The 18,453-nt window shown below is 50.5% G+C and carries 21 protein-coding genes; 12 read left to right on the top strand and 9 right to left on the bottom strand.

Going from position 1 to position 18,453, the window contains the following annotated elements:
- Position 1 precedes the first annotated feature (1 nt).
- The 4 genes from LA337_09895 (at position 2) to LA337_09880 (ending at position 3,882) form a co-directional block, all read left to right on the top strand.
- Complete coding sequence (locus tag LA337_09895; protein UBI17972.1) at positions 2 to 1,459, top strand: heavy metal sensor histidine kinase; 1,458 nt, start codon at positions 2 to 4, stop codon at positions 1,457 to 1,459.
- Positions 1,460 to 1,523: 64 nt separating this feature from the next.
- A complete protein-coding gene (locus tag LA337_09890) occupies positions 1,524 to 2,000 on the top strand; it encodes a cupin domain-containing protein (protein UBI17971.1) in 477 nt (158 codons plus the stop codon).
- Positions 1,978 to 2,739, top strand: coding sequence for a carboxymuconolactone decarboxylase family protein (locus LA337_09885; GenBank protein ID UBI17970.1), 762 nt, complete (start codon positions 1,978 to 1,980; stop codon positions 2,737 to 2,739). Before LA337_09890 ends, LA337_09885 begins: the two co-directional genes overlap by 23 nt.
- A 78-nt stretch (positions 2,740 to 2,817) precedes the next feature.
- Positions 2,818 to 3,882, top strand: a complete 1,065-nt coding sequence (locus LA337_09880; protein UBI17969.1) for an alpha/beta fold hydrolase — start codon at positions 2,818 to 2,820, stop codon at positions 3,880 to 3,882.
- A gap of 73 nt (positions 3,883 to 3,955) precedes the next feature.
- On the opposite strand, the gene LA337_09875 is transcribed toward LA337_09880, so the two are convergent.
- Entirely contained in the window at positions 3,956 to 5,128 is a 1,173-nt protein-coding gene (locus LA337_09875) for an MFS transporter (GenBank protein ID UBI17968.1), read from the bottom strand.
- Positions 5,129 to 5,212: 84 nt separating this feature from the next.
- Here LA337_09875 and LA337_09870 point away from each other — a divergent pair, with 84 nt between their 5' ends.
- Entirely contained in the window at positions 5,213 to 5,713 is a 501-nt protein-coding gene (locus LA337_09870; GenBank protein ID UBI17967.1) for an Lrp/AsnC family transcriptional regulator, read from the top strand.
- On the opposite strand, the gene LA337_09865 is transcribed toward LA337_09870, so the two are convergent.
- Both LA337_09865 and LA337_09860 read right to left on the bottom strand, forming a co-directional pair.
- Positions 5,710 to 6,837: an MFS transporter gene (locus LA337_09865; GenBank protein UBI18434.1), complete on the bottom strand. Its 1,128-nt coding sequence runs from the start codon at positions 6,835 to 6,837 to the stop codon at positions 5,710 to 5,712. The genes LA337_09870 and LA337_09865 overlap by 4 nt on opposite strands.
- 141 nt (positions 6,838 to 6,978) lie before the next feature.
- On the bottom strand, positions 6,979 to 8,037 hold the full coding sequence (locus tag LA337_09860; GenBank protein ID UBI18433.1) for an alpha/beta hydrolase: 1,059 nt from the start codon (positions 8,035 to 8,037) through the stop codon (positions 6,979 to 6,981).
- 263 nt (positions 8,038 to 8,300) lie between these two features.
- On the opposite strand from LA337_09860, the gene LA337_09855 reads away from it, so the two are divergent.
- The 5 genes from LA337_09855 to LA337_09835 all read left to right on the top strand — a co-directional run bounded on the left by LA337_09855 (position 8,301) and on the right by LA337_09835 (position 13,106).
- Entirely contained in the window at positions 8,301 to 9,185 is an 885-nt protein-coding gene (locus tag LA337_09855) for a LysR family transcriptional regulator (GenBank protein UBI17966.1), read from the top strand.
- Between the two features lie 226 nt (positions 9,186 to 9,411).
- Positions 9,412 to 10,320 carry a LysR family transcriptional regulator gene (locus tag LA337_09850; GenBank protein UBI17965.1) on the top strand — a complete coding sequence of 303 codons (909 nt, stop codon included), beginning with the start codon at positions 9,412 to 9,414 and terminating at the stop codon, positions 10,318 to 10,320.
- Positions 10,321 to 10,453: 133 nt separating this feature from the next.
- Positions 10,454 to 10,960, top strand: coding sequence for an SRPBCC domain-containing protein (locus LA337_09845; protein ID UBI17964.1), 507 nt, complete (start codon positions 10,454 to 10,456; stop codon positions 10,958 to 10,960).
- 278 nt (positions 10,961 to 11,238) lie between these two features.
- Positions 11,239 to 12,090, top strand: a complete 852-nt coding sequence (locus LA337_09840; protein UBI17963.1) for an aldo/keto reductase — start codon at positions 11,239 to 11,241, stop codon at positions 12,088 to 12,090.
- 26 nt (positions 12,091 to 12,116) lie between these two features.
- Entirely contained in the window at positions 12,117 to 13,106 is a 990-nt protein-coding gene (locus LA337_09835) for an aldo/keto reductase (protein UBI17962.1), read from the top strand.
- 34 nt (positions 13,107 to 13,140) lie between these two features.
- Here LA337_09835 and LA337_09830 read toward each other — a convergent pair whose 3' ends face one another.
- Positions 13,141 to 14,034, bottom strand: a complete 894-nt coding sequence (locus LA337_09830; protein UBI17961.1) for a LysR family transcriptional regulator — start codon at positions 14,032 to 14,034, stop codon at positions 13,141 to 13,143.
- Positions 14,035 to 14,182: 148 nt separating this feature from the next.
- Between LA337_09830 and LA337_09825 the strand changes: the two genes are divergently transcribed.
- Complete coding sequence (locus LA337_09825; protein ID UBI17960.1) at positions 14,183 to 14,950, top strand: SDR family oxidoreductase; 768 nt, start codon at positions 14,183 to 14,185, stop codon at positions 14,948 to 14,950.
- Positions 14,951 to 14,985: 35 nt separating this feature from the next.
- Here the strand turns inward: LA337_09825 and LA337_09820 are convergent, their stop codons facing one another.
- From LA337_09820 to LA337_09800, 5 genes are all read right to left on the bottom strand, one after another.
- The gene (locus tag LA337_09820) at positions 14,986 to 15,537 is read right to left on the bottom strand and encodes a LuxR family transcriptional regulator (protein ID UBI17959.1); all 552 of its coding nucleotides are present in this window, start codon (positions 15,535 to 15,537) and stop codon (positions 14,986 to 14,988) included.
- Between the two features lie 29 nt (positions 15,538 to 15,566).
- Positions 15,567 to 15,782 (bottom strand): hypothetical protein, encoded by a 216-nt coding sequence (locus tag LA337_09815; protein UBI17958.1) that lies wholly within the window; start codon positions 15,780 to 15,782, stop codon positions 15,567 to 15,569.
- Between the two features lie 131 nt (positions 15,783 to 15,913).
- On the bottom strand, positions 15,914 to 16,180 hold the full coding sequence (locus LA337_09810) for a two-component-system connector protein AriR (protein UBI18432.1): 267 nt from the start codon (positions 16,178 to 16,180) through the stop codon (positions 15,914 to 15,916).
- Between the two features lie 34 nt (positions 16,181 to 16,214).
- Positions 16,215 to 16,487: a hypothetical protein gene (locus LA337_09805; protein ID UBI17957.1), complete on the bottom strand. Its 273-nt coding sequence runs from the start codon at positions 16,485 to 16,487 to the stop codon at positions 16,215 to 16,217.
- Between the two features lie 44 nt (positions 16,488 to 16,531).
- A complete protein-coding gene (locus LA337_09800; GenBank protein UBI17956.1) occupies positions 16,532 to 16,768 on the bottom strand; it encodes a two-component-system connector protein YcgZ in 237 nt (78 codons plus the stop codon).
- Positions 16,769 to 17,084: 316 nt separating this feature from the next.
- On the opposite strand from LA337_09800, the gene LA337_09795 reads away from it, so the two are divergent.
- Positions 17,085 to 18,296, top strand: coding sequence for a diguanylate phosphodiesterase (locus tag LA337_09795; GenBank protein UBI17955.1), 1,212 nt, complete (start codon positions 17,085 to 17,087; stop codon positions 18,294 to 18,296).
- The last annotated feature ends 157 nt before the right edge of the window (positions 18,297 to 18,453 follow it).

The raw sequence follows: 18,453 nt of genomic DNA, 5'->3' as shown, positions 1-18,453 counted from the left end.
CTTGCCTGAGCGTTCCATCTCCGTTCACCTGGCGCTGATGTTTGCCTTATCCGCGCTGCTGATTGTGTCCGTTATCGGCATCCTGCTCAGAAGCTCTTTGCATGACTCTTTGCAAAAGCAGATGCACAACGAATTGTTATTTCGTGAGTCATTGATGAGTCCGTGGATCACCGCACGAACGTCGGCTGACGGCTGGTCACTGCTTGCCAATAAATTCACCGTGTTAACCAATTCTGAAGGTGAACGCGTTCGTTACTGGATAGTGAGCGATAACCCACGCTTTAGCATGGGGGGAACACCACCGGTGGGTGTTGAGTGGTCTTCTTTACAGGAAGGCTTTAATAAAGTGCCCGGCGCATCGGAAGGTGCCTGCTCGCTGTTTCTGTTAGTGAAAACGATCCCCGCCAACGGTGAAAGGCCTGAGCTGCGCTATATCGTTGCCATCGACTCCACGCCGTATATGGGCACACTGAATGCCTTCACCCGGACGCTGTTAATCATTACCGCGCTGGGCGTCGTGATTGTCGCTTTACTGGGATACATCGTTTCAAGGATCGGTCTTCGTCCCGTTGGGGCGCTCAGTAAACAGGCCCGGCATCTTGCACCGGGAGACCATGGCCAGCGCCTGAATACCGAAGCATTACCTGACGAATTACAGCAGTTAGCATCATCTTTTAATGGCGTGCTGGAACGGCAAGAGGTCGCCTGGCGACAGCTCGACAGCTTTAATGCCGATGTTGCGCATGAACTCCGGACTCCGCTTACGAATCTGATCGGCCAGACGCAACTGGGGCTCTCGCGCCGACGCTCGCATGATGAACTGGAAGAATTATTGGGCTCCAATCTGGAAGAACTGGAACGCATGGCGTCTATCGTTAACGACATGCTGTTCCTGTCCCATGCCCACGCGGGTGAACATGCGTCCCAGTTGACCCAAGTGTCGCTGCGAGAAGAAACCCTGAAAACAGCGGAGTACGTTGAACCTTCTTTTGCTGAAAAACAGCTCTCTCTGGATGTTCAGGGCGACGTGATCGCGCACATCGACCGACGTCTGTTCCATCGCTCATTGGCTAATTTACTGGAAAACAGCGCAAGGCATTCGCCGTCCAATAGCACGGTTACGGTGCGGTTAAGCGAAACCGGTCATCAAGCCTGTGTTGAAGTGTCAAACCTGGGCGATCCGATAGCACCAGAGCACTTACACCGGCTTTTCGAGCGGTTATATCGCGTTGACACCTCCCGGGCGAGGAGTGATACCCACCATGGACTGGGCCTGTCGATCGTGCGTGCCGTCGCCATTATGCACAAGGGAGATGTCTTTGCCCGTAGTGAAGGTGGCATCAATACATTTGGCCTCACCTTTGCGATACAAGCGGATAAAGCGGCGGGCAATGCTCAATCCGGCACTGAGCCGGGACCCGGGTTAACTGACAGAATTGTCAGGGGGGCGTCAGCCTGACGTCATCACCCTCTCGATAAAATCATCGCAGGCAATCCCCTCTTCATTGATAAGGACGCTTTGCATGATCAGACATTTACGTTACCTCGGGCTGTTACTGCCGATTACATTTTCATCCTGGGCAGCGGAGCAAAATCCCGCTGTCCATATCACCCCCGCAGGAAGTCAGAACGCGGTATATGGACCCGCCGAGAACTTTACCGGTCGCGTCCGGGTTGATCCTCTCTTCAGACCGGATAACAACATCCCTGTTTCCGGGGCTTATGTCACGTTTGAACCCGGCGCTCGTTCCGCCTGGCATACGCATCCGGCAGGTCAGCGGCTGATTGTAACCTCGGGTGTGGGGCTCACCCAACAAGAAGGCCAGCCGGTGCAGGTTATCCGCGCCGGTGACGTTGTCTCTTGCCCGGCGGGCGTCAAACACTGGCACGGGGCGGCCCCCGGCAGCGCGATGACGCATCTGGCGATAACCGGGATTGTGGATGGCAAAAGCGTTAACTGGAAGGAGTTAGTGACAGATGAACAATACCACGCCCATTAAGGCATTAGCGGCAGGGGTACTGCTGACCTTTGGTTTTGGTCTCGCGGCACATGCTGTGCCCGTCAATAAAGGAGCCTCAGAAATGAACCACGAACAAACGGTTTCAGATACGCTGTCAGCCCGCCAACAGGCCATCCCGCTGATTGCCGCATCGATGGCCAGCAGTCAGATGGATAAGCTGAATGCCGCCCTGAATCAGGGTCTTGACGCTGGGCTCACGATAAACGAAACCAAAGAGATTCTCGTCCAGCTTTATGCCTATACGGGCTTCCCCCGTAGCCTGAATGCACTTAGTGAACTGATGAAGGTCGTCGAAGCACGTAAACAACGTGGCATCAAAGATGCTGAGGGCCAAGAACCGGTCGCCACCATCCCTGTCGGGGATGAGCTTCGCCGTGTCGGTACCGCAAACCAGACGAAAATCTCAGGCGCTCCCGTCCAGGGTCCGCTGTTTGATTTTGCCCCAGTGATTAACCAGTTCCTGCAAACGCATCTTTTCGGTGACATTTTCGCCCGCGATAACCTCGACTGGCAAAGCCGCGAGCTGGCAACGGTGGGTGCATTAGCGGCCACGCCGGGCGTCGAATCACAACTGCTGTCGCATACGCGAGCAAGCATGCGGGTCGGCCTGACGGCGTCGCAGCTGCGCCAGCTCGCACAGGTTCTGCGTGAACATGGCGAAAATGATGCAGCAACGCGAGCAGAAAAGGCGCTGCAACAGGCGCTCGATGGCAATTAAGGGCAATCAGTGGTGCTAAATAATTACCGCTGACAACTCAGATATGATTGAACGGCAAACATAACAGAGGATGTAATCTTGAAGACAATCTTAAAAACGCTGGCCATCTGCGTAATGGCGGGTGGCCTGGTGGCTCAGTCGGTCTATGCCGAGCCGCTGGTCATTCAGGAACAAGGAAGCTTTTCTGCTGGTGGCACCATCATTACCGCCCCAGGAACATTTGATGCGAAAAAGCCGCTGGATTCAGCTGGCCAAACCTGGCATGGCGATCATGCGTCTGTGTTCTACCAGATCCCGGAGAATCCGCATAAATACCCTATTGTCATGCTGCACGGCGCAGGTCAGTTCTCCCGTACCTGGGAAAGTACCCCGGATGGTCGTGAAGGTTTCCAGAACATATTCCTGCGTCGCGGGTTCTCAACCTATCTTGTCGATCAGCCACGCCGTGGCAGCGCCGGGCGCACGACGGTAGAAGGTACGGTTACGCCTAAACCGGATGAACAAATGTGGTTCAACCAGTTCCGCGTTGGCGTGTGGCCAGAGTATTTTAAGGACGTTCAGTTCTCTCACGACAAAGAAGCACTGAATCAGTATTTCCGTCAGATGACCCCGAACACCGGGCCGTTTGATATCAATGTCATCTCTGATGCGATGTCCGCCGTCGTGGATAAATCCGGCCCCGCTATCCTCTTCACCCACTCTCAGGGCGGTGGACCAGGCTGGTACACGGCGATGAAAAACAACAAGGTCAAAGCCATTGTCGCCTTCGAGCCTGGCAGCAGCTTTGTCTTCCCGGAAAAAGAACTCCCAGCCCCTATGCCAAGCGCGTTCGACACACTGAAGGGTGAGCCAGTGCCGATGGAGCAGTTTATGGCTCTGACCAAAATCCCGATTCTGATTATTTACGGCGATAACATACCGGATAAACCTGTCGCCATGCCCGCGCAGGACAGCTGGCGCGTACGTCTGGCGATGGCTCGCGAATGGCGTGATGTGGTGAACAAGCAAGGCGGGGATGTCACTGTGACGCATCTGCCAGAAGTGGGAATCAAAGGGAATACCCACTTCCCGTTCTCTGATTTAAATAATGTGCAGATTGCTGATTTGGTGAGTAAATTCTTGAAAGAGAAAAATTTGCAGTAGCCGTTTTAGAAAATCACCTAAATCATTTAAAAGAGCGCCCAACACATAGTGGGCGCTCATCGCCTTGTGTAACTTATTCAAGTACCGGCAAAATATAACCTTTACGCGCACTTTGCCATGCAAGAACAGCGAGGCCCAACGCAATGAAGGACAGAATTGCGCCCGCCCAGTTCGGAGAAGCCAGTCCAAAACCCGCAGCAATGGTTACCCCACCGGCCCATGCCCCCAGCGCATTTCCCAGATTAAACATGCCGATATTGACCGAGGCCGCCATTGTCGGGGCTCCCGCATGGCTGGCGCGCTCCATAACCAGTTTCTGAATCGGTGAGACCGTCGCGAAGCCGAAGGCCGCCATCAGGAAGACTGAGATGCCGGCAACCCACTGGCTTTCAACACCCGCCCAGAAGACCAGCAGCACCAACCCCTGAGCCGCGAGGGTAACGAACAGCGTGCCAAACAGAGAGCGGTCAGCGAAGCGTCCACCAATCCAGTTACCGACAGCAAGTCCCAGACCAAACAGCACCATTAACCCTGCCACGCCGCCTGAGGAGAAACCGGCCTCCTGCACCATCATTGGCGCAATATAGGTAATCGAGGTGAAAAAGGCGGCCGGACCGAAAATCGTGATCCCCATGACCAGCAGCACCTGCGGGTCAACAAAGGCTCTCAGTTCGTTGCGTAAAGCAATAGCTTTGCCTTTCGCAATATGCGGAACCAGCACGGCTATGCTTGCCATCGTCAGCACCCCGATACCAGCAATGATCCAGAATACCAGCCGCCAGCTAAAGGTTTGCGCAAGCCACGTACCCACCGGAACGCCAAGCAGATTGGCTAACGTCAGCCCCGAAAACATAAAGGCAATGGCGCTTGCCTGGCGTCCGGGTGCCACCAGCGATGCGGCAATAATCGAGCCGATACCAAAAAAGGCACCGTGATTAAAAGAGGTAATAATACGACCGACAATTGCTATCGCCATCGTCGGCGCGATGGCCGTAATGATATTACCGACCGTAAAAATACCCGCCAGCGTAATCAGCATGGCCTTGCGGGGGATCCTCGCGCCAATAATCGTTAACAGCGGTGCACCAATAAATACGCCCAGCGCGTATGACGTCGCCATCATTCCCGCCTTCGGGATACTGACGCTAAATTCTGCTGCGATTTGTGGCAGGATCCCGGCGATGACAAATTCCGTCAGGCCGATACCAAATGCGCCCACGGCGAGGGCGAAAAGTGCGATAGGCATTGCAACTCCATTATTCGTTTTATGGCTTAATAATATTAGGTAGAATTAAGTATATTCATATTTTCATTCAGATTGAGAAGCCCTATGAGCGCATTTGATAAAGAAAAAGATGGTATTCGGCAGACAAGACATAAACCGGCGGAATTGGATGCCATTGACCGAAAAATATTAAGTGCCCTGGCAGAGGATGCAGGACGCAGCTACACGGAATTGAGTGAGATTGTGAACTTATCAGCCCCGGCGGTTCACGATCGCGTAAAACGACTGAAGCGCGATGGGGTGATCAAGGGTACCGTGGCGGTCCTGGATGGCTGCAAGCTGGGACGGACGCTGTTAACGTTTCTGGTTATCGACACCAGTAGCTATCAGGCGACGCGCGCCCTTTTGCAGTTCACCAGCCGCAAGGAGGTGGAAGAATTGCATACCGTTGCCGGCGACGGCTGCGTCTTTATCAAAGTACGCGCCGCCGATACCGAATCGCTGGAAAATTTCCTGATGGAGATTCAGAGCCTTGAGGGCGTACGTTCCGTACGCAGCTATATTGCGCTTTCCACTTTTCTGGAGCGCGGGCCCTCGCCGGATTAACGCGCACCGGCCTTCTGGCGTGCGGTAAAAAAGGTCAGTACGCCCGCGCAAAGGAGCAGCACGCTACTCATGGCAAACGTGCTCTGCCAACCGAGGTGGTCAAACACGATGCCTCCTGCCGTTGATCCAAGGGCGATGGAGAGCTGAATCACCGCGACCATGAGCCCGCCTCCGGCTTCTGCGTTATCAGGCAACGTACGCGCAATCCATGTCCACCATCCGGTTGGCGCAGCGGTGGCCAGCATGCCCCAGAGGCCTAACAGCAGAGAAACCGTCCAGACGTGATGCCCGGTCAGCATCAGGCCGATGGCAATGACGGCCATCAGTCCGGGTATGACCATCAGCGTGGGATAGAATTTTCTGTTGAGGAATGTCGAAACAACCAGCGTGCCGATAAAACCGGCTACGCCGATAATCAGCAAAATCAACGACAAGCCTGAGGAATCAACCCGCGTCACGGTCTCCAGGAACGGGCGCACATAGGTAAATAGCGTAAACTGGCCCATGAAAAACAGGCCGCAGGCCAGCATGCCAACCGCAACCACGCGGCGGCTAAGTATGCGGAATACATCGCCAGGTGACGTGCGGCTTTTATTCGCATCCATACTGGGCAGGCTGATGCACTGCCAGATAAAGGCGACCACCGCGATGGGCACCAGGCACAAGAAAGCGCCTCGCCATCCGACCGTGGCACCCAGATAGCTTCCCAGCGGCGCGGCCACGACCGTCGCCAGCGCATTACCGGCATTGAAAATCGCCAGCGCACGCGTGACCTGTTGCTGCGGCACCAGACGAATCGCCGTTGCCGCAGACATCGACCAGAATCCGCCAATCGCCATACCGATCATCGCGCGACCGATCATATACATCAGATAACTGGAAGCCAGCGCAATAATAAGCCCCGATACGGCCATCAGAACCGTCATTCCCAGCAGCAGGAATTTACGATTCATCTTTCCTGCTAGCGTTGAAAGCGTCAGGCTGGTCAGAACCGCCAGTGCGCCGGAGATGGCAATCCCCTGGCCTGCCAGCCCCTCCGTCACGCCTAAATCGCGGGCAATCGGCGTGAGCAGGCTGACGGGCATAAATTCAGAAGCAATCAGCACAAACACGCACAGGGTCATGGCAAAAATACCGCCCCAGTATGCGCGCTGATGAGGATGTGATGGTGTTTGGTTTAGCGTCGACATAGTGAAATTTCACGAAGATCAGGATAAAAGCCACCCGCCAGAGGCCGGTGGCTTTGCATCAATTCAGGAGAGGGTTTATTTCAGTTTGGTCTGGAAAAATTGTTCGAACTTCGCGAAAGGTATTTTTCCGGCCACGTTATCGTAGAGGTCCACATGATTTGCCCCTGGCACCACTACCAGTTCTTTGTCTTTACTGCCAATCGCCTTGAAAGCATCTTCAGCAAAATAGCGTGAATGCGCTTTCTCACCGGTCACAATAAGCGTTGGGATGGTGATTTCACTGGCGTAGCTCAGCAGCGGCATATTCATAAACGACAGTGGCATCGTTGCCGTCCACGCCCCGGTCGAGTTAACGGAACGCTCGTGGAAGCCGCGCGGCATGCGATAGTAATCGAAGAACTCTTTCAGTATCGGATGCGGATTTGCCGGCAGCGTTTCTGGCAGAACGCGCTCGCCCGCGCTGACCTTACCGTTGCTGTCGACGTTAATATCATGACCGCCGTGTGCGAACGTGCCGCTCTGCGCATCCTTCCAGCGCTGTTCATTCAGATATTGCAGAACAGCACGACGGTCGGCGGTGGAATAACGGTCTTTGCCATCCCCCACACCATGGCCCATCGCCCGGCTCATGTCGTACATCACGCTGGTAGCCACCGCTTTAACGCGGGTATCCATCGCGGCATCGTTCAGCGCCATGCCGCCCCAGCCACAAATACCGAGCAGCCCGATACGGTTGCGATCCACCTCTTTTTGCAGCCCTAAGAAATCCACCGCCGCGCTGAAATCTTCAGTGTTGATATCCGGTGAGGCGACGTTTCGCGGATAGCCGCCGCTTTCCCCGGTGTAAGAAGGATCGAACGCCAGGGTAACAAACCCTTGTTCCGCCAGCGTCTGCGCATACAGGCCGCTGGATTGCTCTTTCACCGCGCCAAATGGCCCACTGACCGCAATCGCCGCCAGCTTGCGATCGCCACGGTCTTTAGGCAGGTAAAGATCGCCCACTAAGGTGATGCCATATCGGTTCGGGAACGAGACTTTACGATGTTCGACTTTCTGGCTCTCGGCGAACGTTTTATCCCATTTATCTGTCATGGACACAGGGGCATTAGGATTGGTTGAATCAGCATAACTCATTGTCGTGACTCCACTTAATGATGCGAATAACAGCATGGCCGGCATCGCGTTTTTTAGCGTTAGGGTGAAGGCTTTCATAAAAATCCCCATAAAAAACAACAGAGAGATACAGGTTTCCGACGGACAACGCTGCGGTGCTTTGCTTTGATGGGGTCATTATAGTGAGCAGAATTAGTGCTGATTAGGGGCGATTACTGCTAAGATTGATACCATATTGTTATAAATCAATACTGAATTTGCTGTCATTCCGGGGGGATTTTTCAATGGCGAAAAGGGAGAACTACAACGAGCTGTACCTGTTTATGCAGGTGGTGCGGGAAGGCAGCTTTACCGCAGCGGCTCAGCGGCTGGGGCTTGCTCAGTCAGGAGTCAGCCGTTCTGTTCGCGAGCTTGAAGAAAGGCTGGGCGTCCAGCTGCTGGTGCGTACCACGCGTAAACTATCGCTGACGCAAGCAGGCGAGCAGCTCTACCAGAAGACGGCATCTGGATTTGATACGTTAGATCTTGGGCTTGCCACGCTGGCGCACTATCGAGAGACGCCCTCCGGTACGGTACGTATCAATGCCAGCCAGCACGCCATTGATAAATGCCTGCTGCCAAAGCTGGCGGTATTTAAACAGCGCTATCCTGATATCAGACTGGAACTGATGAATGAGAGCCGGTTCGTCGATATCATCGAAGAGCGATTCGATGCTGGTGTCCGTCTGGGGCCTGAAGTCGGCCAGGGCATGGTCGCGGTGCGCATCACGCCCGATATGGAGATGGCGATTGTGGGGACTCCGGAACATTTTCGTCGCTACGCTTTTCCGCAAACCCCGACAGATTTAAAGACGCATCCCTGTATCGCCTATCAGTTTGCCGACGGCAGCGTATACCAGTGGGAACTCACTCAGGATGATAAAAAAATCACTCATCAACCCGAAGGGCAATGGGCCTTATCCGACAGCTATATGGAAGCAGAGGCCGCCCGACTGGGCCTCGGATTGGCCTATGTTCCTGTTGAACTGGTCGCGCATGATTTAGAAAGCGGTAAGCTTATCAGGGTGTTGCAGCGTTACAGCCTGCGAATGGAAGGATTGTTTCTTTATTATCCTCATCGCAACGTCTCTCCCGCCCTGCGGATGGTCATTGATACATTGAAAATCTGAACGTTAACAACGCCCGACTCTTCACTGTGCAAAATTGTGTCAGGTAGTCCCTCTGCTTTCAATTCCAAGGTCTGCTTTGAGCTGAAGAGCGGACTTATCCGTACAAGGCCTACCATCCAGAAATGGAAGTTCCCCCAAAAGGAAAACACTCGCAAACCTTCTAGACAACCTTTTCCCGAGCATTTAGCCTGAATTAAAATTTTAATATCTGTCAGGCTAGTTCATTATGAAAAATGATATCAGAACCCTCGACCTTAACCTTCTTAAGGCCCTTGATGCATTACTGGATGAGGGAAGCGTGACTCGGGCTGCACAGCGCCTCTCACTGACGCAGCCTGCCGTCAGTGGTATGCTTATTCGCTTGCGTGATTACTTTGACGATCCACTCTTTGTTCGCACCAGCCACGGTATGGTCCCCACAATGCGGGCCAACGAACTTTCTACGCCGGTAAAACAAATCCTCACCGATATCGCTATCCTGCTGAAACCAAAGAAATTTGATCCCGTGACGGTGGAACTGACTTATACCATCGTCGCAACGGACTATGCACTTAAGGCTGTTGTCGTTCCGTTGATGGCTGAGCTAAAACAACGTGCACCGTATATTAAAATCGCCGTGCGGCCCGTGGACAATGAGCGAATGTATCAGCAGTTATCTCGGGGTGAAGTTGATCTGGCTTTGATAACACCGCAAACAACCCCCGAAGACCTGCATGGAAGAGCGCTCTATGAAGAAGATTATGTCTGCGTAGCACGACGTCATCATCCTCTGGCAGCGAGTTCAGAAATGACGCTCGAACAATTTTGCAAACAGGAACATATTCTGGTGTCTTCAGAAGGTAACTTCACCGGTGTTACAGATGAAGCACTGGCTAAGCTCAGTCTGACACGACGAGTAGGCATGTCAGTTAATAGTTTTCAGGTGATACCTGATATATTACAAGTGACTGATATGATTGCAGTTGTACCTCACCGCATGGTCCTGACTAACAACGATCTCATCATTCTCCCTTTGCCCCTGAAAGTACCCGGCTTTACCAAGAGCATGGCCTGGCATGAGCGAACCCATCGTGACCCAAGTCATCAGTGGATTCGTGCTTTATGCGCAGAAGTAAGCCAACATCCCGCGTCCTGATATAATTTATCTTATTAAGAATATAAGTAATGACAATTCGCCTTATAACTCCATTGCACCAATAATCACTGTCATCACGTTACTGCCGTAATGACACACGCAGTGCACTCAACTATAGCAATTGGAGAAATTTATGAACGCGATTAACTGGCCAGAAGGCTTTGTTCCGGGTTTTACCGATAACTTTGTTTCTAATGAAATGATCATCTCAGGTCTGAACGTCAATGATGTCTGGCCGCTCCTGAGTCAGCCATTGCTATGGCCGGAATACTATAAAAATTCCGCCGATGTGCGCTTTTATGACAACAAAGGTCCAGAATTGGAAAATGGGGTTCGCTTCTACTTCAGCACGTTTGGTTTCCCAGTTGAAGCTCAGGTTGTGGAGTTTGTTCCACCTGCTGAAGGTAAACCTGCTCGTCTGGCATGGCACGGATGGGCCGGTGAAAAAGATACCGCTCAACGACTCGATGTCCATCATGCGTGGCTACTGGAGGATCTTTCCGGTCACAGGGTCCGTATCCTAACGCAGGAAACACAGAACGGAGTCCCGGCAAAAGATCTGGCAAATACCCGCCCGAACCCAATGCTTAATGGTCATCAGGAATGGCTTGACGGCCTGATTCGAGCAGCAAAGAAATAATAAACCGCTTTCCACAGTCATATCACTGAGGCTGCACTTCCCCGCAGCCTCAAGAATATTTGCCCGTTTGCTATTGCACTTGATTACAGGTAAATCATGTAACCCCCGCAAGTGACACCGCGCGGCCATATCTGTAATGTCCCCTCCTGGCACAAAGCCGACCTTGAGCCCCTCCAAATTAATGAGCCCACCTAATAAACCCTAGCTAATTACCCCATCTAATCGAATAAATCAGTTTGCGTTATGCTTTTCCAACACAACAACTGAAGGATAACGTCGTGCAAACTGTAAAACTGAACAACGGGATTGAAATGCCCCTGCTGGGCTTCGGTGTCTTTCAGATGACGGATGCCGCTGAATGCGAAAGAGCCGTTATTGATGCCATCGATACTGGATACCGTCTGATCGATACCGCCGCGTCTTACCAGAATGAAACCCAGGTCGGGAACGCGCTGAAACAGACCGGCATCGCCCGTGATGAACTGTTTGTCACCACCAAACTGTGGCTGCAGGATACGAATTACGAAGGCGCTAAAGCCCAGTTCGAACGCTCTCTGAACCGACTGCAGCTTGATTACGTTGACCTGTATCTGATTCACCAGCCTTACGGCGATGTCCATGGGGCATGGCGTGCGATGGAAGAACTGCAGCAGGCTGGCAAAATCCGCGCCATTGGCGTTAGCAATTTCCATCCTGACCGACTGGCCGATCTTATCGCCTTCAACAAAGTGGCCCCTGCGGTGAACCAGATTGAAGTTAACCCCTTCAACCAACAGTTGCATGCGGTTCCATGGAATCAAAGCCGCGGCATTCAGCCGGAAGCCTGGGCACCGTTTGCAGAAGGTAAAAACGGCCTGTTCCAGCACCCGGTGTTGACGGCAATTGGCCAGAAGTACGGCAAAAGCGTGGGCCAGGTTGTGCTGCGTTGGATCTTCCAGCGAGGCATCGTTTCACTGGCGAAATCGGTGCGCAAAGAACGCATGGCAGAGAACATCAACATTCTCGATTTTGAACTCAGCGCTGGAGATATGCTGCAGATTACCGCTATCGACACCGCAACGAGTGCATTCTTTTCCCATCGCGATCCTGCCAGAGTTGAATGGCTGGCTGGCCGTAAGCTTGATGTTTAAGTCGCGATAAAAGAGGTATTCATACAATGCAAAAACGTTATCTGGGTCAATCCCGACTCGAAGTCTCCGCGCTTGGGCTCGGTTGCATGGGCTTAAGCCACGGCTACGGCCCGGCGACCGATACCCGGCAGGCTATCGAACTCATTCGTGCAGCGGTTGAACGTGGCGTCACCTTCTTCGATACCGCTGAAGTGTATGGCCCCTTTCTTAATGAAGAGGTGGTAGGCGTTGCCTTAAAACCGTTTCGTGACCGTGTGGTTATCGCCACTAAATTTGGTTTTACTTTTGGCGACGACAACAAGCAGCAGATTTTAAACAGCCGTCCGGAGCATATCCGTGAAGCCGTTGAAGGATCATTACGCCGTCTTAAGACTGATGTCATTGACCTGCTGTATCAACACCGTGTCGATCCGGATGTCCCCATTGAAGATGTTGCGGGTACGGTAAAAGACCTGATCGCTGAAGGCAAAGTTAAACATTTCGGTCTGTCCGAAGCGGGTGCGCAAACCATTCGCCGCGCGCATGCCGTACAACCGGTCACTGCGCTGCAAAGCGAATACTCGATGTGGTGGCGTGAGCCTGAGAAGGAGATTCTGCCGTTACTGGAGGAACTGGGCATTGGTTTTGTGCCCTTCAGCCCATTAGGCAAAGGCTTCCTGACGGGATCAATTAAGCCAGGAACCACTTTTGGGAAAGATGATTACAGAAGCCAAGTGCCGCGTTTCGCCGAGCAGGCGATTGAAGCCAATGAAAAGCTGGTCTCATTGCTGGGGGAACTGGCGGCAGAGAAAGGCGTGACGTCTGCACAAATCGCGCTGGCATGGCTGCTGGCACAAAAGCCGTGGATTGCTCCTATTCCTGGTACCACCAAACTGCACCGGCTGGAGGAAAACCTGGGGGCTGCCGACATCATCCTTTCGCAGAATGACTCACGGCAGATAACCCAGGCGCTTGAAACGATTAAAATCGTCGGCGAACGTTACTCTCCTGAGCATCAGGCTCGCGTAGGCCGTTAATACCCGAACGGGTCCGCTGAGATTGTCGGACCCGTTATTCCTGGTAGCGAAGCGCATCGATCATCAGCGCAAAAGCGGGTGGATGCTGCTTACGGCTCGGGTAGTAGAGGTAATATCCCGGGAAAGACGGACACCAGTCCTGCAGAATCTGGATAAGCTCTCCTGTATTTATATAATCCTGCACCCTGTCTTCAGGTATACAGGCGATACCAAAACCGGATAACGCCGCATCAATTCGTTCCGCCTGCAGATTAAAGGTTACCTGCCCTTCTACTCTGACACGTAACGGTTTCCCTTCCTTCTCAAACTCCCAGTGGTAAAGCCCACCGGCTGTCGGCAGACGCATATTGATGCACCGATGATTTTGTAGCTCGTGCGGCGTTTCAGGTGCAGGATTTGCAGCGAAATAAGACGGCGCTCCTACAACAGCCATTCTCATATCCGGCCCAATTCTTACCGCAATCATATCCTTATCCACACTTTCGCCAAGGCGGATCCCTGCATCAAAACGCCCCTCAACAATATCGACAAAGCCGTTATCAACCACCAGTTCGAGATTAATTTCGGGATATTCCCTGAGGAAGGGTTTTAGCTTCGGCCATACCAGACTTCGCGCGGCATGCTCCCCGGCAGATAAACGGATATTGCCGGAGGCGGTGCCGTTCAGTTGAACAAGCGATTCCAGCTCCTGTTCAAGATCGGCAATGCGAGGTTCAAGGCAGGCAATAATTCGCTCACCGGCTTCCGTAGGGGCAACGCTTCGGGTCGTGCGAGTCAGAAGGCGGATATTCAGCCTTTCCTCCAGGGCCTTCATCGCGTGGCTGAGTGCAGACTGAGAAACGCCCAGTTTACCCGCTGCTTTGGTAAAACTTCGCTCCCTTGCCACCACAAGAAAGATTTGCAGTTCATTGAAGTTTTCTTTGAGCATCGGCGAATTCCTTATGGCGGCATTCCCTTCATCGCACACTCATGAAGGGTGTTCATAGACACAATCATTTTAGCCCTATTACTGACCATAATGATAATTGATATTCTGACTGTATCGAAAATAAGTCCGAATTATCAGAAGGTTTATCATGAGAATACTCGTTGCTGGGGCGACAGGAAGTATTGGTCTTCATGTCGTGAATAGCGCTATTAAAATGGGCCATCAGCCCGTCGCGCTGGTCAGAAATAAGCGCAAAGTTAAATTGCTTCCTCGGGGAACGGCTGTTTTTTACGGCGATGTTTCAATCCCGGAAACACTCACCGAATTACCGAAAGATATTGATGCCATCATCTTCACGCTCGGTTCCGATGGTCAGGGTCGTATCGGTGCCAGAGCGATCGATTACGGCGGAGTACGTAATGTTTTACGGATTTTCAAGGATACGTCTGTTCGTATCAGCCTGATGACCACGATTGGCGTGACTGAGCGGCTCAGCACCTGGAATCAACGAACTGAGGTTCATGACTGGAAAAGACGTGCCGAGCGTCTGGTCAGGGCCAGCGGTCATCCCTATACCATCGTCCGGCCCGGCTGGTTTGATTACAACAATGATGATGAACACAGAATTGTTATGCTTCAGGGGGATCGTCGCCACGCAGGGACACCGGAAGATGGTGTGATATCCCGCGAGCAAATCGCCGAGGTTCTGGTCAGTGCCCTGACCCACGACGAGGCAAAAAATAAAACGTTCGAGCTGATGGCTGAACGAGGTGAAGCACAACAGGATCTTACCCCACTGTTTGCAGGCCTGCGGGCTGATGATCCGCAAAAAAATGATGGGGTTCTGGACATAGACAATATGCCTCTGCGTGAAGAACCTGAGTGCATTATTAACGAGCTGAACCTGTACAGGTAAAAAAATACCGCTCAGCTCGTTAAGATTATCGATGCTCAGGCATGTTCCAGCCAGTTGCGGAATACCTGCGCTCGCAGTATTCCCTGAAAATCAATCAGCCCAGAACAGCCAAGTTTCTTGATCAGATTCTGCCTGGCCTGGTAAATCGTTTTTAAGTGTAGATTTAACAAGGCGGATATCTCAAAAATAGTTCGACCTTCTCCTAACTGCGTTAAAATAAATTTATCTCGTGCGGTCAAAGAGATACATGCTTTCGATTGATTCTCGTGCTCACCACCAGCACGAGTGATATCAATAATAAATTGTTTAATTGAGCCAACGCCAATATCCACTGGAAGTCTGTAAAGTGAAATATCATTGAGATACTGATACTGATGACCATCAATCAACAGTACCAAACGATGCGTATTCAGATCATATTTTTGCTTTTTTACCGCATCAAAGTGATTGGCGGTGAAGAAAACAAGACGCGTCTGGTCATCTTCGAAAAATATATCGGCAAGAATATTCTTTAACCCTTGCCTGATAAAAATATCATCAAGCCATAACTCTGCGTTTCCAACTTGTTCCTGAACGATGTTCATCATTATGGCCTCAATGAAAAATCACAATAAACCTAACCGTGTTGTACTACTTTGTCGGGTTGAAGATGAGCCAAAATCTGTGTATAGAGATCGGTTAAAATCGCATTCTTCTCATTCTTCAACTGAATACTAAAAGCCTGAACAAGAACATCATTATTGATATAACCTTGTTTTAACATTACCTTACGCTCTATATTTTTATACAACGCACAGCAAAAAATAAAGCTTTCCGGAATAGAATTGGCCATATCAACCCCATAAAATGTAGTCATAAAAATGAGAGGGTGCTATGTATAGTCTTAATCAAAAAAATGCTCAGCATGAATGCTTTAAGCATATAACAAAGGTACTGTACATATTATATTAATATGAAAATTTATTAGACATCGTCAGCTGTGTAACGCAACACTATTTCCAGGGTTTTTCTGATAACATCTGCCTGGACAACGTCAACTGTTGACTCCAGAGAACCAATCAGGCTTAAAATGATATTTTTATTATTAACATTATCACCAGCCAGAATTACATTTGTTACCGCCTGCCCCAATACCACAGACTCATCTGCTAATAGCTCACCTGCATTATGGAAGTAACTTGATAAAGCTTTATCCGTCATTACACTGTGGACATTAATTTCATGAAGCATGGTAACCTCGCTTGTATAGTCTGGAAGATTATCTTTAATGTAATTTAGGGTTTTTGCTGGCACTGAAAGCACTCTCATCTCTGGTTTTATCCGGTTTTCTGCTTATCTTTCCCGGATTAATGTTTGTGAAATCATTGATAACGCTGTCAATTAATTGCTTGCGTGCGCTATCCATTTCACTGGCCTGCATAAGTCGCAGTTGCTTAATCACTGCAGCTAACGAAACGTCTGTATGCATTCGCAAAATTTCTAGCACAGCCAAACCTGTAATTTCATGTTTCAAGCGTTCACTGTCAGTTTTATTCATAACGACGTCAGTATTTACTCCGATTCTGTATGTCAGACTTCCTTTTATTCAAAAAGCAAGCCAATTAACGCATTGTAATGTTTCTGTTCGTTCTCCCCTGATGCTTTTTCAAGACGGCTCAGAAGCTTGGTGCAAAGTGATTTGCGGTTCAGATTTCGCCCATCTTTGAGTATCTCAGTGACGATTTCTCCCAATGTTTCCTGTTGGGTTGGCAGATGCGCCTTTGCAAAGTAACGAGAAATCGCGCTTGCAGAATCAGTACGAACGGTATGCTGCTGCATGTCATGCTCCTGTAACAAAATGCTGGTGAATATTAAGTTTTATAACAGTAGCAAAGTTGTACCAAAAATATGTACAACGCAGCTCGTTAATTTTTAGCAATAAGTGCTAAGCCAATACAATCAATGAGTTGTATAAGTTTCATTCTACATGAAATCAAATTCAATTGTACAACACACATCGTTTAACGAATGAATTTGATCATTTTAGGGGTCTTTGTTTGTAAAAATAAAGTTAGAATAATGTATTAAAATCAGGACATAAGCTGGTTTGTCTGATACTGTCCATACCTCTTCCCCCCATGATCCCGGACTGTCCATGCTCACGACCATTATTTACCGTAGCCATCTACGTGATGACGCCCCCCTCAAAGCGCTTGAGGATATGGTGGCAGCCGCAAACCTCAAAAACAGGCGATCTGATGTTACGGGGATTTTACTCTTTAACGGTCGCCACTTTTTCCAACTGCTTGAAGGCCCTGAGGAGCAGGTAAAGGAGATTTATCGTTGTATATGTAACGATCCACGGCACCACAATATCGTTGAGCTGATGTGTGATTACGCGCCTGCGAGAAGATTCGGAAAGGCGGGGATGGAGTTATTTGATTTACAAAAACATGAACGCAATGACGTCCTGCAAGCGGTACTTAACAAGGGAACATCTAAATTTCAGCTCACGTATGATGACAGGGCATTACAGTTTTTCCGCACATTTGTCCTTGCGACGGAAAAATCGAGCTATTTTGAAATACCTGCGCCTGATTACTGGAGTTTTATTGCCGACGACTCTTGTACTCTCCTGGATGAAAGCACACTCCCGTCCGATATCGATTTCAGCTTTGCTTTTCAACCCATTATCGATCCTATGTCGCAACGCGTCATTGCCCTTGAAGCACTTATTCGTGGTAGAGACGGTGAAACGCCCGCAACTTATTTTGACAACTTAAATCCTGAGGAACTGTATACCGCGGATCTGCAGAGCAAAAAGACTGCTTTTGCAATGGCAAGCGCGCTGGGACTTAACGACAAAATGCTTTCAGTCAATCTGCTCCCCATGACCCTGGTAAATAAACCCGATGCAGTCAGCTTTCTGATAAACGAAATCGCGGCGCACGGACTGGTGCCTGAACAAATCATTGTAGAATTTACCGAAAGCGAAGTTATTTCTCGTTTTGATACGTTCGCGCAGGCTGTGAAGTCACTCAAGGCTGCGGGGATCTGTGTGGCGATAGATCATTTTGGGGCAGGTTTTGCCGGGCTTCAGCTTCTGTCTCGTTTTCAACCCGACCGAATTAAGATAAGCCGCGAGCTCATCACGGATGTGCATAAAAGTGGACCAAGACAGGCCATCATTCAGGCAATTATCAAATGCTGCACTTCGCTGGAAATCATGATTTCCGCAGTCGGCGTTGAAAAACCTGAAGAGTGGATGTGGCTTGAGTCCGCAGGTATTGAAATCTTCCAGGGTAACCTTTTTGCACAAGCCTGCCTGAATGGTACGCCGTCTGTTGCATGGCCAGAGAAAAAATGATTTCTCAGCACCAGAACACCTAAGACATTGTTAGTAAACAACAATTCACACCCTTCTCTCTCATGCTGAACTTAAAAATTCAGCATTTCCCCCTGCGTGATAGTAAAGTAAATCTTAATTTTGCTAGAATTCTCTGTATGTTTTGTACAATTTGATG

The sequence above is a fragment of the Citrobacter europaeus genome, assembly GCA_020099315.1.
Taxonomy (GTDB): Bacteria; Pseudomonadota; Gammaproteobacteria; order Enterobacterales; family Enterobacteriaceae; genus Citrobacter; species Citrobacter europaeus.
This window is presented reverse-complemented; position numbering and strand designations above follow the sequence as displayed.